This is a genomic window from Stenotrophomonas sp. RS-48 (genome assembly GCF_030053245.1).
Lineage (GTDB): Bacteria > Pseudomonadota > Gammaproteobacteria > Xanthomonadales > Xanthomonadaceae > Stenotrophomonas > Stenotrophomonas maltophilia_P.
Genome location: NZ_JASGBV010000009.1, coordinates 115,459 through 130,452, shown reverse-complemented (window position 1 = coordinate 130,452; position 14,994 = coordinate 115,459). Strand labels below are relative to the sequence as shown.

General features: G+C 70.9%; 10 protein-coding genes and 1 pseudogene. 2 read left to right on the top strand and 9 right to left on the bottom strand.

What is annotated here, in order from left to right; all coding sequences use genetic code 11:
- Nucleotides 1–909: pseudogene (locus tag QMZ25_RS02425) on the top strand (transmembrane BlaR protein); the annotation flags it as partial.
- An 86-nt stretch (nucleotides 910–995) separates the two neighbouring features.
- On the opposite strand, the gene QMZ25_RS02420 reads toward QMZ25_RS02425, so the two are convergent.
- From QMZ25_RS02420 to QMZ25_RS02405, 4 genes are all read right to left on the bottom strand, one after another.
- Nucleotides 996–1,331, bottom strand: a complete 336-nt coding sequence (locus QMZ25_RS02420) for an I78 family peptidase inhibitor (RefSeq protein WP_283219069.1) — start codon at nucleotides 1,329–1,331, stop codon at nucleotides 996–998.
- 17 nt (nucleotides 1,332–1,348) lie between these two features.
- A complete protein-coding gene (locus tag QMZ25_RS02415; RefSeq protein WP_283219068.1) occupies nucleotides 1,349–3,478 on the bottom strand; it encodes a DUF4132 domain-containing protein in 2,130 nt (709 codons plus the stop codon).
- 132 nt (nucleotides 3,479–3,610) lie between these two features.
- A complete protein-coding gene (locus tag QMZ25_RS02410) occupies nucleotides 3,611–4,651 on the bottom strand; it encodes a ribonuclease H-like domain-containing protein (protein ID WP_283219067.1) in 1,041 nt (346 codons plus the stop codon).
- Nucleotides 4,648–7,137: a DEAD/DEAH box helicase gene (locus QMZ25_RS02405; protein WP_283219066.1), complete on the bottom strand. Its 2,490-nt coding sequence runs from the start codon at nucleotides 7,135–7,137 to the stop codon at nucleotides 4,648–4,650. Before QMZ25_RS02405 ends, QMZ25_RS02410 begins: the two co-directional genes overlap by 4 nt.
- A gap of 304 nt (nucleotides 7,138–7,441) precedes the next feature.
- Between QMZ25_RS02405 and QMZ25_RS02400 the strand changes: the two genes are divergently transcribed.
- Nucleotides 7,442–7,960, top strand: coding sequence for a hypothetical protein (locus tag QMZ25_RS02400; protein ID WP_229765778.1), 519 nt, complete (start codon nucleotides 7,442–7,444; stop codon nucleotides 7,958–7,960).
- A gap of 18 nt (nucleotides 7,961–7,978) precedes the next feature.
- Here QMZ25_RS02400 and QMZ25_RS02395 read toward each other — a convergent pair whose 3' ends face one another.
- The 5 genes from QMZ25_RS02395 to QMZ25_RS02375 are packed head-to-tail and all read right to left on the bottom strand — an operon-like array spanning nucleotide 7,979 to nucleotide 14,990.
- On the bottom strand, nucleotides 7,979–9,808 hold the full coding sequence (locus QMZ25_RS02395; RefSeq protein WP_283219065.1) for a hypothetical protein: 1,830 nt from the start codon (nucleotides 9,806–9,808) through the stop codon (nucleotides 7,979–7,981).
- Nucleotides 9,805–11,985, bottom strand: a complete 2,181-nt coding sequence (locus tag QMZ25_RS02390; protein ID WP_283219064.1) for a hypothetical protein — start codon at nucleotides 11,983–11,985, stop codon at nucleotides 9,805–9,807. Before QMZ25_RS02390 ends, QMZ25_RS02395 begins: the two co-directional genes overlap by 4 nt.
- Nucleotides 11,982–13,109 (bottom strand): BatA domain-containing protein, encoded by a 1,128-nt coding sequence (locus QMZ25_RS02385; protein ID WP_283219063.1) that lies wholly within the window; start codon nucleotides 13,107–13,109, stop codon nucleotides 11,982–11,984. The genes QMZ25_RS02390 and QMZ25_RS02385 overlap by 4 nt, the downstream gene beginning before the upstream one ends.
- Nucleotides 13,106–13,999, bottom strand: coding sequence for a DUF58 domain-containing protein (locus tag QMZ25_RS02380; RefSeq protein WP_065174124.1), 894 nt, complete (start codon nucleotides 13,997–13,999; stop codon nucleotides 13,106–13,108). Before QMZ25_RS02380 ends, QMZ25_RS02385 begins: the two co-directional genes overlap by 4 nt.
- A 7-nt stretch (nucleotides 14,000–14,006) precedes the next feature.
- A complete protein-coding gene (locus tag QMZ25_RS02375; protein ID WP_053515950.1) occupies nucleotides 14,007–14,990 on the bottom strand; it encodes a MoxR family ATPase in 984 nt (327 codons plus the stop codon).
- Between the last annotated feature and the right edge of the window lie 4 nt (nucleotides 14,991–14,994).

Below are 14,994 nucleotides of genomic sequence, written 5' to 3'. Positions count from 1 at the left end.
CCGCCGGCTCCGAAGGCACCGCCGGCGCCGGCAGCGTCGGCGCACCTGCCGGCCGTGCCGGTTCCCCCCGCGCCGCCGGCTGACGTGACCGGGCCGGACGATGTGACCGGACCCGATGATGCCGATGTGGGGGCCTTCGACGATGGGACCGACGTGGACGAGGACCATGACGGCATGACCTCTACCGGCACCTCCATCACTACCTACGGGACGTTGGATCTGGGCGAGTCGCCGCGCCAGGCCTACGTGCTGGTGGATGGGGATTCGACCTTCGCCAATGGCGGCATCGATGACGTGGCGCAGGCCCGCAGGCAGCTCGGCAAGGGACCGGCACTGTGGTTCCGCCAGGGTGACAAGCGCTACGTGGTGCGTGATCCGATGCTGGTGCAGTCACTGCAACGTGCCTATGCCGGCGCGGCGGAACTGGGCCGTCAGCAGGGCGAACTGGGACGCCAGCAGAGCGTGCTGGGTCGCCAGCAGGGCGAGCTCGGCCGTCGGCAGGGTGAACTGGGCCGGTTGCAGAGCGAACATGCACGCCAGATCGCGCAGGATGCGATGCGCACCGCGCGCAGTGCGATGGCTGCCCATGACATCAATCGTGAAGCGGCGGCCGAAGCGGCCAGGGCCGCGCGTGACTCGGTCGACGATGCAGCGCTCGCGCGGCAGGCCGCCGCTGAAGCGCGGCGCGCCCTTCAGGCTGCTCGTGATGACGAACGCCAGTCGGGGCGGAGCAGCGAGATGGGTCGGCTGGCCGGAGAGCAGGCCGCGCTGGCCAGCCGCCAGGCGGCGCTGGGCAGCCAGCAGGCCGCGCTCGGCGAACGCCAGGCACGCCTGCACGAGCAGGCCTCGCGACAGGCGCAGCAGGTGATCGCCCGTGCGCTGGCCAATGGCAAGGCCCAGCAGCTGTGAAGCGGCGGTAGCGCCGGGCCATGCCCGGCGTGCCCAGCGACGTGCATGCGGATGGAAACCGCCGGGCCCGGCCCGGCGTTAGCGGCTCAACCGCAGTTGGCGCGCACGATCCGGTTCTGCGCGTCGACCTCGATGGTGACCCGGTCCTCGCGGAAATCCATGGTCACCGCCATGCCGGGCTTCACCACCCGCGCCGTGCGTGCACCACTGGCTTCAACCACCTGCTTCACCGTGGCCTCGTCGGCGGCCCTGCCTGCCAGCCCCTCCAGCTTTTCCGGTTTGCATCGCTGCGGGCTTCCTGCGACATGCGGAGGCCGGGGTGCAGGATCGCTGCTGCTGCCACTGCCTGCACTGCCGCCCGCATGGCTGCAGGCGGCCAGCGGCAGGGTACAACCGAGCATCAACCAGAGACTGGAACGCATCGCGGATTCTCCACGCATCAGGAGCCGACAGTCTCATCGATCGGGGCTTCAGGGGGCGTCAATACCCGTTCGGCGAGCTGTTCGATGCGGCCCAGCAGCTGCGCCAGCACGGCGTCATCGTAAGGCAGCCAGCGGCGTGGCCGCGCCGGCAGGTCCGGCAGGGCCAGCGTCTGCCCGGCAAGGCTGGCGCGGGCGGTGGCCAGGTGCAGCCTGTAGTGGCCGACCTGCACATGGCGGCGCTGGAAGGTCATCAGGTCACGCTGCGGATGAGCGGCCAGCAGATGCTCCAGGGTTCGCCCGCGCAAGCGGACCATGCGGGCCGGCGGCAGTGGCATGCCCTCGCCACCGCATGCGCAGGTACTGGCCAGCAGGTCGAGTTCGCGCAGCAGTTCGGACGCCACCACTGCGGGCAGCTCGCGCGCCTGCACCGGTTGCCACGCGTCGCGATGCTGCCGCTGGAACTGGACGCGGCCGCTGCGGATCTCACCGGCAAGGCCATGCGACAGCGGTGCTGACAGCTGCCAGCCGATCCGCCACGGGCCTTTGGCCAACATCAGCTGGCCGCCGTCATCGCCGTGCCAGCCTTGCCGACGGGCCAGCCCGGCCAAGGTCGCCACCGACAGCGTCAGCCCATTGAATGCAGCGGTATCGGCGGGTTCGCCGCGGGCGTCCAGATAGTGTTCGCGGAACACCTGGCGAAGCGGTTGCCGGCAGCGCTGCTCGATCAGCCGCGCGCGCCAGGCGGCGCGCAGATGGGGTTGGCTGCGGGCGGGATGCCACAGGCGCAGGCGGTTGCGGCCCTGCAACGCGACCACGATGCCATGCGCATCGGCGAACGCCTCTGCGCCGTCCACCGGCATCGCATCGATCCAGTGCCCGCGCGCATCCGCGAGCTGCCAGACCAGGCCCTGCAGCAGGGTGGCCAATGCCGGTTGCCGGCACGCGTCGCGCCAGTCCTGCAGTGCCCACTCGCCGCCCAGCACGAACGTGGCCTCCAGGGCACGGGCCAGGCTGGCCAGTGAGCGCCTGCCGGCGGCAATGACCGGCAGGCGCAGCAGCAGTTGCGGGCGCTGTGCGAGGCGGCGTTCGGCGGCGGCCAGATGGCGGTCCAGCTTCCGCGCGATACCGGCATGGCGCACCTGCGACCGCGCCAGCGCCAGCGCGGCGATGGCCTCGGGGGTGGGCATCGCATTGACCGCCTTGGCCAGCGCCACCGCCACCGATTGCGAGGGCAGGGTCCGGGCGGCGGTCGGGGCAACGCACACCGGTGGCAGCACCTGCGCCAGCAAGGGCCGCAGCCAGGGCGCATCGCATTCCAGTGCCGCGCGCGTGGCACGCCAGAGCACACCGGCTTCGGCGATGCTGAAGGCACGGTCAGCGATGTAGGGCGCCTGGCCACTGTGGATCGCCTGCAGGCGCTGCGCTGCCTGCTGCAATGCGTGCTCGGCGAACTGCAGGTAGGTGTCGTGTTCGCTCAGTGGCTGCAGATCGGCGGGTGCCGGATCGATGTCGGCCTCGGTGGGGTACAGCTCGGCGATGCGGGCATGGCGCAACAGGTCCTGCAACGGCCAGTGCGCCACCAGGCGCAGTTCATCACGCAGCAGCGGGTGCGCGCTGCAGCCGTCCAGCAGCGAGGCCAGCGTTCCGCTGCCATCGGCACCGGCACAGCGCGCCAATGCCAGCAGCGCCAGTGCATCGCTGCCGGCTTCGACGCTTGCCCCGGCGTGCAGCCCGCAGTGCTGCAGCAATGCCAGCGCGGGCGCCTGCAGCCGCTCGTGGCCGGGCTCGGTGCAGCGCGCAAGCAGGGCCACGCCATCGACCGGACGAAGCGCGCCCGACCGTGTACCGGTGCTGCGCCGGGACAAGCGCAGCAGTGCAGCGGCGCAGATCGCAACGGTAAGACGGGGCTGCCGCTGCGCGTCGGCGTCGAGAATGCGGTGCGCCCACTGGCGCGCGCTATCCGTGAGCGGCAGGCCGTCGCACCCCAGAGCCATCGGCAGCAGGCTGGCCAGTTGCCCGTCATCCAGCCGGGCCAGCAGCGCCGCCTGGTCCTCGCCATGGAATGCGGCCAGCGTGCTGGACGCCTCCGTGCCGGCCAGCAGGGCAGCAAGGGAGCGCAGCTGGGAGCCCGGGACCTGGGTGCTCATGGAACCTCCGTGTCGTGAGCCGCGCCAGTCTCCGGCGGGGCCGCCTGGGGGTCCAGCGGCAGGGCATCATTCTGCCAACCCCATCGCATTCAGTCGTAAAGTGACACCGTCCGCGAACGCGCAGGACCCGGCTCAGGCCATGCCGGGCGGCGCCTGCAGGGCGAGCAGTTCGCGCTCCTGTGCTTCCTCGCGGACCAGCCGCTGCAGCAGCAGGGCCAGGGTCACCACGTCCTGGTGATTGTGATCGGCCACCCGGCGCAGGTTCACCGCGTCGCCGCCGCGCAGGAACCGCAGCCACGCGCCCGGTGCCTCCGATCCCGGCAGATCGTCTTCGCGGATCACGCGCAGAAGCTGGCGCTCGATGGTGGACAGCCTGCAGTTCTCCCAGGTGCCGCGATAGCGGCGGCGGGTGGGATACAGCAGGTCGACATGGTCCAGGGCACTGATCGGGTCGCGCTGGCGCGCCAGCCGGTAGCGCGCCTTCAGCAGGGGCGCATCGTAGCTGCGGCCGTTGTAGCTGCAGAACACCGTGGAGGGCTGCAGCCAGCCGGCGAAGGTGGCCAGCATCGCCTCTTCGGCAGCCATCGTCGATATCAGCAGCTGGCGGATGCGCAGGCCTTCGCCGCGCTGCGGGCAGGTGTACCAGTCGGCAGCACCGATCATGAAGGCGCGGGTACCGGTGCCGCCGGCCAGCCCGGTGGTCTCGGTATCGAAGAACAGCAGGTCGTGCGCGGCCACGTGCTCGTTCTCGCGCCGGGCGAACGCCAGCGACAGGGGAACCTTCGGAACCGGCTGCGGCTGCAGGGATTCGATCAGGAACAGGCCTGGCGAGATCTCCTCGCCCGGCAGCCGCCGATCCTGTGCGGTCGCGTGCAGGGGCGCTGCGCTGCCGCGTGTGCGCAATCCCAGCAGGCGATGCAGGCTGCCGACGTGGGGCTGCCGCAACGGTGGCGTGGTGGGGGCGGGTGTCATGGCAGCCGGACCGGTCGGCTTGTGGCGGATCTCCTGTTCAACCCAGGCGAATACCGAGCGTTCGGCCGGTGGCTGCCGTGCATCATTGGCCGCTGCCGGGACGACCGCTGCGGGCGCCGCCGCCGTGACAGCCGGCGGCCCGGCCTTCGGGTCGCCCGCCTGCTTCCGCAGCAGACGCAGCTTGTCCAGGCTCAGGCTCACGGTGCCAGCAGCTCCACGGCGCCACGGGTGGCGGGCACCGCATCGGGCACGTGCTGGCAGGCGTCGGCATCGAACAGGTCCAGCACGCGCAATGCCAGTGCGCGCGGCGAGGTCTCGTCCTCCTCCTGCGCCGCCAGTACCGGGCCGACGCAGGCCGGACAGCCCGCCGTGCAGTCGCAGCGCTGCACGAGTTCGCGCGCGCGCTGCACCAGCTCCGCCTGGCGCTGCCACAGGGGTTCGCTCAGGCCGACGCCACCCGGGAAGTTGTCGTACAGGTACACGGTCGGCACGAACACCTGCAGCAGCTCGACCGCGCCCGGATCGCCATCGCTGCCGCGCAGCTGGCCGCGGCCGCTCTGGTCGGCGACCGCGAACCATGCACCGTCGCCATTGCCGACCGACTTCTGCAGATCGCGTGCGTCGGCCATCACCGCCACCGTAGCGACGATGTGCAGCGCGTAGGCGGCACCCAGGAAGCCATCCAGCGCGTCCTGCCGGCTGGCGAACGCACGCAGCAGCAGCGCCTGCGGGAGCTGCCACCACACTGCGGTGGTGTGCAGTTCCTGGTCGGGCAGGTTGACCGGGCCGTAGCCGATGTTCTCGTGGGTGTAGTACCGGATCTTCTTGTAGCCGGCCACGCGGCGCACCACGTGCACCTCGCCGTGGTGCGAATCGCCGCGCCCGGCCACGCCGCCGTCGAAACGATCCAGCACCTTGAGCTTGGTGAAGTCGATGCTGTCGGTGTAGTAGTCCACGTGGGTGCGGGTGACGTAGGCCTTGCGCCCCTCCCAGTCCAGCGTCTCCACCTGGTACGGCGTGGACTGCACCATGTGGATGGCGCCCTCGTACAGGGTCAGCGCGGCGGCGGAGTAATCGACCTCGGCGATGATCTGCTGGCGGCCGTCGCTGCGGTCGACCACCACGAAGTTGCCGTCGGCCACCGCGCGCAGGCTCACCGCGTTGGCCGGATAGCTGTCGGCGATCCACTCCCAGCGCTCGCCTTCGCGATGGACCACGTCGGTCTCGGCCAGGGCTTCCAGGAACACCTCCGGATCGATCGGGCCGAAGCCATCGCCGACCCGGAACGGCAGCTCGAATGCCGCGCAGCGGATGTGGTCGAACAGGATCAGTGGCTGGTCCGGGGCGATGCGCGCATGTTCGGGCGAGGCTTCGGCGAAGAAGTCCGGATGGCGTACCACGTACTGGTCCAGTGGCTGCGAACTGGCCACCATCACGCCCAGCGCGGGCTGCTGGCGGCGTCCGGCGCGGCCGAAACGCTGCCAGGTGGCGGCCACGCTGCCCGGATAGCCGTTGAGGATCACCACGTCCAGGCTGCCGATATCCACGCCCAGCTCCAGCGCCGAGGTGCTGACGATGCCATCGATGCTGCCCGCGCGCATGGCGCGTTCGGTCTCGCGACGCTCGGTGGGCAGGTAACCGCCGCGATAGGCGCGGATGCGCGGTGGCTTGCGCGGATCGTGGTCGAAGATGTCCTTCAGGTACTTGGTGAGCACTTCGACCATCAGCCGCGTCTGCGCGAACACCAGGGTCTTGAGGCCGGACTTGATCGCGATGCGGGCGATGCGGTTGCTCTGCGAACGCGCCGATGCACGCAGGCCCAGGTCCGGGTTGATGACCGGCGGGTTCCACAACAGCACCTGCTTCGGTCCGCTGGGCGCACCGGACTCGGTGATGGCGGTGACCGGTGCTTCGATCAGGGCCTCGGCATGTGCCTGCGGATTGCCGATGGTGGCCGAGCACAGGATGAACTGGGGTTGCACGCCATAGAACGCACAGATGCGCTTGAGCCGGCGCAGTACGTTGGTGACATGGCTGCCGAACACGCCGCGGTAGGTATGCACTTCGTCGATGACGATGTAGCGCAGGTTCTCGAAGAACTGCGCCCACTTGGTGTGATGCGGCAGGATCGCCTGGTGCAGCATGTCGGGATTGGATACCACGATATCGCCATGCAGGCGGATCGCCTGCCGTGCGTCCCCGGGCGTGTCGCCATCGAAGGTGAACGCCTTCACCCCGAGATCGCCGGCGCGGTTGAGCTCCAGCAGTTCGGCCACCTGGTCCTGCGCCAGCGCCTTGGTGGGGAACAGGTACAGCGCCTTGGCGTTGTCCTGCATGGCCGCGCTGACCACCGGCAGGGTGTAGCACAGCGACTTGCCGCTGGCGGTCGGGGTGACGATGGCCACATGCTCGCCGCGCTGGCTGGCCTCCCAGGACTCGGCCTGGTGGCTGTACAGCTGTTCGATGCCACGTGCCTTCAATGCGGCGGCAAGGGCCGGCGGTACCGATTCCGGAATGGGCGCATAGCGGCCCTCGCGGCCGGGGATGGCAAAGCTGCCGGTGATGCGGTCGTGGTAGCGGCGCTGCAGGCGCGCGCTGAGCAGGGCACCGTCGCGGGCGGGCAGACCGTCGCGGGTCGCGAGTTGCTGCTCCGCGTCGGCGGTGCGCTTGGCGAGTTCGTAGGCCATGGGTGCACGGATTCCAGGGGGGCACATGGCACCACAGATGGGTCTCAGGATGTGAGACCCCGCAGCGGGACGGAGTGAACCGTTCAGTGCGCGGGCGGCAACCGGACGTCGAATCCAGTGAAACGCCTGCCGCGTGCGCCGGAACAACGGGCTGGCCCGCCTCGAACAAATGACACGTGCACCTCGCGGGCGCGGACGTGCAGTCCACTTCAGCGCGGGCTGAACAGCGCGCGCCGTTCCAACGAAATCTGAAGCCGCCATCCGTATCCTCAGGCGAAGGACGCAACCAACAGGGGCGGTAGGGGTGGCACGACGAGCAACGCAGGGAGCACTTCTGGCCGGCCTAGTGCTGGCCGGTACCGCGCAGGCGCAGCAGGCGCCATCACCCATATCGGCGGTGCCCGAACCCGGGCAGACCGTCGCCGCACCACCGGAGCCTGTCGCGACCACCGAGGGCACGCCCGCGCAGGGCAACGTCACCACCCTCGGTGAAGTGCGCGCGCTGAAGCCTGAAGACGATCAGCCACTGGATCTGTACCGCTTCAGGAACCCGGTGAAGATCGAGAACAACCGCTTCAGCCGCAACTGGAGTGAACCGCCGACGCCCGAGCAGGTGAGCATGGCCGGCGGCTACGTGATGATGGGCGTGGTCAAGGGCTTGCTGGCGGCGGGCAAGGGCTTGAACAAGATCACCGGGGGGCCGGATCAGATCCAGTCCGCCATCGCCCGGCCACCGCCGGAACTGAGCGCGGAACAGCAGCGTCGCGCGCTGCAGTTCTGTGCGCAGCAGGAGGGTTGCGGTGGTGCACCGCCGCTGAAGTGAGCGAAGGATGGGGGGAAGCTATGCCGTACGGGCAACGCCGGGCGGCCGCCGTTCCAGCCACCACAGCAGCGACGCACACAGCACGAAGGCCAGCCACCATGGCCAGCGTGATCCCGGCACGGGCTGTGTCGCCTGTGCCTTGACCGGTGCGGAGGTGGCCAGGGCCTGCGCCGTCGCATCGATCATTCCCTGCCGGTGCAGCGCCGCCGCATCCGTCCTGTCGAACACATAGCGCCAGTAGGAGCGCTCGCCCTGCTGCAGCCGGTGCCAACCGGCCTCGCGTGGCCACCAGCCGGCACAGCGTGCGCTGCCGGTGCCGCCGTCCACGATCAGCGCCACCGACGCGCCCCGTGTGTCGAACACCTGCAACGGCGCCTGCACATCGCACAGGGCCTGTCGTTCCCCGGCCCACGCGATCGGCTGCGGCGACCACGGCGCGGTGCTGCCGCCCTGCGCGCGCGCCAGGGTGCCGACCACATCGCTCCACAGCTCGCCATGGCGATCGTCGCGGCCGGCCAGCACCCAGCGCCACGTGTCGGTCAGCGGCAGCAGGCCGATGCGGCCCTTGCCGGCATCGCGCCAGCCTCCGATGGCAGCGCCACTGCGGTCGTGCAGCAGTGCGGTGGTGGCAGGCACCTGCAGGGCAAGCTGTTCCAAGGTGGGCAGCGCGGCGGCATGCGAATCACGATCAGCCTCTTCGCCATCGCGGGTGGGCAGCGTGCCGGACGCCAGCGGACCGCGTCGGGCTGCCAGCATCGCGCTGTCACCATCGCCGGGCAGCGTGACGCTGCGGCTGGCGCCATCGCCCTGCACGGGCAGGCCGAGCTCACGCAGGCGTTGCCGCGCTCCGGCCGATGGCACGCCGGCACTGCGGACCAGCACACCCAGGCCCTCGTGCATGGCCTGGCGCACCGCTGCGAGCTGGCCACTCCCCAGCGTGGCCAGGCTGCGCTCGTCCAGCAGCAGCAGGTCGGTGCGCGCCAATGATGCCGCGTCCAGACCGACCTGACCTTCGCTGATGCTGAGGCCGGCGCCCGTGTCGGCCTGCATCTGCACGTCGATGCCGGCATCGGTGGCCCAGCGTCGCAGGTATTTCAGTTCGGGTCCCGGCGTGCCGGCGCGGATCTGCAGGCGGACCCGCGTGGCCGGCAGGGTCTGCTGGGGTACGGGAACGGTATCGACGACATGGCCTTCGCCATCCAGCAGGCGCAGGCGGAACACGCTGCGGCCTTCGGCACGGGCCACGCCACTCAGTCGTACCCGTCCGTCCTCGGTCAGCGGGGCGCGGTCGATCACCGTGTCAGCCGGGTCCAGCAGCTCAGCCTGTGCGCGGGGGACGCCGCGGGCCTGCGCCTGCACGTCGAAGCGCGCGCCAGGGGCGACATCCGCGGGCAGCTGCAGCGCGGTCCAGCCGCGAGGGGCGGGCGGTGCCTGCCAATGGACCTGCGCGGGCAGCGTGGCGTCGCGGTCGCGTGCCTCCAGGCCGGCGCCGACCAGGGTCAGCCGCGTCGAGGGATGCTGGCGCAGCGCGGTCGCCAGGTCCGGCACACGCGTCGCGCCCGGCACCTGGGCGGCTTCGGGCAACAGGATGAGCGGTCCCTCGCTTGCCGGCTGCGCGCTGGCCCTTCCGGCATCGGCACCCAGCACCACCAGGCCCGCAGCGGGCTGCTGCCGTGCGGGCGGCAGCAGGCATGCGTACAGCAGTGCAGCGGCGATGACCTGCAGGCCGAGCACGGCCAACAGCGGGCCACGCGGTCGCGCCGGTGCGCGCAGCTGGCGCGCGCTGGCGACGAACACGATCAGCACCAGGACAAGCGCGACCCACAGAGCCGGTGCCGACAGGTTCATGGCTGCGCCTCCAGTGCATCCAGGTATCGCTGCCCCATCGCATCGGCCGTGCTGCGACGTGTGGCCTGCGGCACGGGGCGCTGCAGCGCCCTCCACAGCTGTGACCGCAGGCGCTGCCGGCAGTCGGCACAGCCTGGCTCGATGCGCAACTGTTCGATGGCGGCCGCCAGGTCGAGCGCGTCGGGCAGGTAGGTCGCATTGCGCTGCTGCCAGCCCGCCAGCGCGTCCAGATCCGGCGTGCCGTCGCCGTCGCCCAGTCGCTGCCAGGCCTCGACGATGGCCGGGTCCGGTGCCGTGCGTGCCGTCAGTGGCAGCTGTCGGCTGGCCAGCCCGGCGCGGTCGCCGCCCAGGCGCCGGCCCTCATCGATCGGCGGCAGTTCCGGGCCGACGCGGGCCAGGTAGATGCGTTCGGCCTGCTGGACCTGCTTGATGAATCCCAATGCCTTGTAGGCGTAGGGCAGCGCCTGCTCCGGGCGCCCCTGGCGCAGCTCGCCTTCGGAGGCCCACATCTGCTCGAGTGCCGCCTTCAACGTCGCGCGGGTCTGCGGATCGAGCAGGGTCGCCGCCTCGGCGTGGTCGTGCGTGTGGCCATACTCGGTCAGCACGTCCGTGGCGCTGCCGAACACCGGTGGCGTATCGGCGTTGCCTGCGTTGCCGCCGTGGTCGTGGCCATGCGCGTCGTGGTCGCCGGTCTGCGGCTGCGCCGCGTGGTCGTGATCATGGTCGTGATCGCCGTCGTGGTCGTCTGCGGTGGGGATGTCACTGGTGGGCAGGTCGCTGGTCGGCGGTGGCTTCGGCGCGCCTTCGCTCTCTTCGCCAAGGAACTGGCCGTAGCGCAGGCGCAGGATGCGCTGGTCGACGCCGATGGCGTCGCTGCGCTTGACGAAGTCATCGGCGGCCAGGCTGCGCCGCTGGCGGATCAGCGCCTCCGCATCGAGGATGATCTGCCGTTGGCTGCGGAAGTAGGCCGGCAGGGTCTTCTTGATGCGGCCTTCCAGCTCAGCGCCCAGCACCGCCTCGCTGCTGGGCAGGCGCAGGATCACGCTGCTGCTGCGGCCGGTCTGGGGCGTCGGGGCATGGTTGTCGCGCACTTCCAGCTGCGCGATCACATCGTTGCCGGGCTGCGCTCCCAGTGCACCCAGATCCAGCGTGTGAGCGAACCGTCGCGCCGTTGCTTCGCCACTGCCGGTGAGCGTCACGCTGCGCTGGACGAAGGTGATGTTCTCGCCGCTGCCCTGGGTGAGGGTGATCGACAGGCGGGCCTGCGTGGCCACGCCGTGATCGTCGCTGGCCTCGAAGCGCAGTGCCCACTGGCGCTGCCCGGGCGTGCCCAGTACCAGGCTGGCAGCGGGCTCCAGCACGCGTACGGTCGGGGCACGGTCCGCCACCACGTCCAGGCGGTACAGGCGTGTCGTGGCCAGTGCCGGTTCGCTGACCACGCGGTACAGCACCGGTGCACGGGCCACATCCTGCGCCTGCCAGTGGCCGTCGCGCTCGTTCAGCGGTACGCGCCGGCCATCGTGGAACTGCAGCCATGCGCTGCGGGGCGCACGATCAAAGCGCAGCGACCAGGACAGGCGGCTGTCGGCGGCGACCTTGGCATCGAGTGCGTTCTGGTTACGGGGTGGTTGACCCGTATAGGCCGGAGCCTCGATGCGCAAGCGGGTGGACTGCAGCTGCAACGGGCCCACAACTGCCGGGGCAGCGGGGCGCGACGAGGACACGCCCTGCATGGACGGACCGGACCGTGGCCAGCCCAACGCAAGCAGTGCGACGGCGATCCCTCCGACCCAGCACAGCAGCAACGCGCCGCGCGGCCAGCGCGGACGCAGTTCCGGCATGGCGCGTTCGAGCGCGGCCTGCACATGGTCGCGCTGGCGCTGCTGCAGCGGATTGAGTGCGGCAGGATCGGCGAACAGCAGGTCGGCGCTGTCTTCGCTGGCCCCGCTGCCGTCAAGCCGGCGCTGCACCCAGTGGCGGTCCAGGCGGCGGGCACGGACCGTGGCCAGCACCGTGCAGGCGAGCAGAGTGGCCGTCGCAACGATGCAGGCGATATCGAAATCGCCCAGGCGCAGTGCAAGTGTGGTCGTGGCCAGCGCCCACGGCAGTCCCAGCAGCAGAGTGATGGCGCCGCTGCGGCGCCGAGCGCGCTGCCAGGCGCGTTGCAGCATCGTCATGCGGGCAGCCTCCGCCGCGCGCTGCTGGCCATCCAGCGCTCCAGTGCAAACAACAACACGATGGCCAGCAGCAGCCAGGCGGTGGGCTCACGCACGGCAGGCGCGGCAGCCGGCAGGGCGACCTGGCGCGGTGCGTGATCCTGCGCATCGCCTGAGCGCGGCGGTGGCGCGGGTTGCAACGCCTGCAGCAGGGTGTGCGGCAGGCGGGCATCGCGCAGCGCGGCATTGCCTGCGGCATTCCATTCGCCGGGCAGGAACAGCAGGCGGCCGTGGCCAACGCGCTGCTGCCACAGCAGCGTCGCGCCTTCGGCGTCGCGCAGCAGCGGGCGTGCATCCGCTGCCGGCCGGGCGGCGGTCAGCACGCTGCCACCGTCCTGCAGCCATGCCTGCCAGTGAGCGGGCAGCGCATCGGCGCGGCTCCAGACACCGACTTCACCCGAAGCGGGCAGCGCATCCGCAGGCAAGGCGGGCGCGGGTGATCGGGTGCCCCATGCGCGCTGCAGCGCAGCCAGCCAGCGCTGTGCTGCGGCCGGGGCATCAGCGTGCATGCGCAGTTGCGGCAGCGGGGTGGGCGCGGCCGTTGCAGCGGTCGCACGGGGATGTGTCTGCCATTGCACCGCCCGCGAGAGCTGCAGGCGCATGCCGTCGAGGCCGGGCAGCGGATCGGGCACGTGCACGGTCAGCGCGGTGCCGGTCGGCAGCTTCGCATCCAGTTCGCGCAGCAGGCTGGGCAGGGCCACATCCGTGGCCGGTGGTGGCTGGTCGATGGTGGGGAATCCGGGCGCAAGCCAGCGCCAGTTGTCGTCGTCGGCAGGAGCGCCGGCATGCAGCGCGGTCGCATCCAGACCGGGTGCGACGACCGTCCATGCGCCGGTAGCCGGCGCCGGTCCGGTCAATGCCGGCCGCGCCAGCAGCACGGCCAGCGCGGCAAGCAGCAGCAACCGCACCAGCAGCAGCGGCCAGTCATCGAAGCGGACGCGCTGGCGCGGGCGGATCCGTGCACGCAGCCAGCGCAGCGCGGCGAAGTCCAACGGCGTGTAGGGATGGCGACGCGCGAGATGGATCAGCAGCGGCAGCAGCCACGCCGCCAGTGCGGCCAGCCCGAGCGGAAACAGCAGGCTCACGCGCCGCCCCCGCGGCCGAACAGCGCCTGCAGCGGCTGGTCCACCGGTTGATCGAGCCAGCCGGTGGCACTGGCGATGCCACTGGCCTGCAGCCGCAGGTGCAGTGCCGTGTGTGCAGCAGTGAAACGCTGCAGGTAGTCGGCGCGGATCGCCGCGCCATCGCCGAGCAGTTCCTCGCCGGTTTCAGGGTCACGGAACCGGTGGCCGGCATCGAACGGGAAGTCGCGCTCGTCAGCGGTCAGCACCTGCAGCAGCAGTACCTCGCGGCGTGCACTGGCCAGCTGCTCCAGCAGCACGATGCCGGCGTCATCAAAGCCATCGCCGATGGCCAGCAGCAGGTCGCCCGGGCGAACGCGCTCCCACAGCGGGCGCAGCGTGTCACGGGCGGGCCAGCCGCCTCGTGGCTGCAGGGCATGCAGTTGCAGGTGCACGCGGTCGCGCTGGCGTGCGCCCTGCGCTGCGGGTACCAGCTGCAGGCCGTCGCCGGTGACGGTCAGCAGGCCGAAATGATCGCCCTGCTGCAGTGCCAGCTCGCAGACACAGGCGGCCAGCATGCGCATGTGATCCAGGCGGCTGCGTGCCGGCGCGCCACGGTCGGACTGGCCGGCCGATGCGGTGGCATCGAGCAGCAGCCATACCGTGATCGGGCTTTCGCGCTCCGACTCGCGCACGAAGAAGCGGTCCGAGCGCGCGTACAGTTTCCAGTCGATCTGGCGCAGTTCATCGCCGGGTTCGTAGGCGCGGTACTGGGCGAATTCCAGGCCGGCGCCACGACTGCGGCTCGCGTGCTGGCCGATGCCGCTCGCGCCGCTGGCCAGACGTGGCCGCAACCGCAGTGCGCGCAGGCGCGCTCGCAGTTCGGGAGGCAGGACCAGCGTGCCAGCACTCACGCGTGGATCACCCCGGGAACGGCACGGCGTGCAGCAGGGCGGCGACCACGTCGTCGGCGCGCTTCTGTTCGGCTTCGGCGGCGAACGACAGCAGCAGGCGGTGGCGCATCACCGGTGCAGCCAGGGCCTGCACGTCCTCGCGGGTGGCGGCGAAGCGGCCCTGCAGCAACGCGCGCGCCTTGGCCGCGAGCACCAGCGACTGTCCGGCGCGTGGTCCCGCACCCCACTTCACCCACTGGTTGATCGCCGCGGGCGCTTCCGGCCCGGGTCGGCTGGCACGCACCAGCCGCGTGATCCAGGCCAGCACATCGGGGCTGACGTGCACCTGGCGCACTGCCGCCTGCAGGGCGATGACCGCGGCGGCGTCCATCACCTTCGGCACCGCCTCGCCGGCACCGCCGGTGGTCTGTTCCAGGATCTGGCGCTCCTCGGCCTCGCTCGGGTAATCGACCAGGACGTGCAGCAGGAAGCGGTCCAGCTGGGCCTCCGGCAGCGGATAGGTACCGGCCTGTTCGATCGGATTCTGCGTGGCCAGCACGAAGAACGGCGCGGGCAGCGCATAGGTGGTGCCGGCATAGCTGACGGTGCGTTCCTGCATGGCTTCCAGCAGCGCGGCCTGGGTCTTGGGTGGCGTGCGGTTGAGCTCATCCGCCAGCAGCAGATTGGTGAAGACCGGCCCCTGCTGGAAGCGGAAATGACGATGGCCGGTGCCGTGGTCTTCCTCCAGCAGCTCGGTACCCAGAATGTCGCTGGGCATCAGGTCCGGCGTGAACTGCACGCGTCGGAACTGCAGCTCCAGCGCCTGCCCCAGCGAACGCACCAGCAGGGTCTTGCCCAGGCCGGGCGCGCCTTCCAGCAGGCAGTGGCCGCCGGCCAGCAGTCCGATCAGCAGCTGCTCGACCACCGTGTGCTGGCCGACCACGGCACGGGCCAGGGCGGCGCGCAGATCGTGCAGGCGCGGCAGCAGGGAATCGAGATCAGGGCGGGTCATGGGG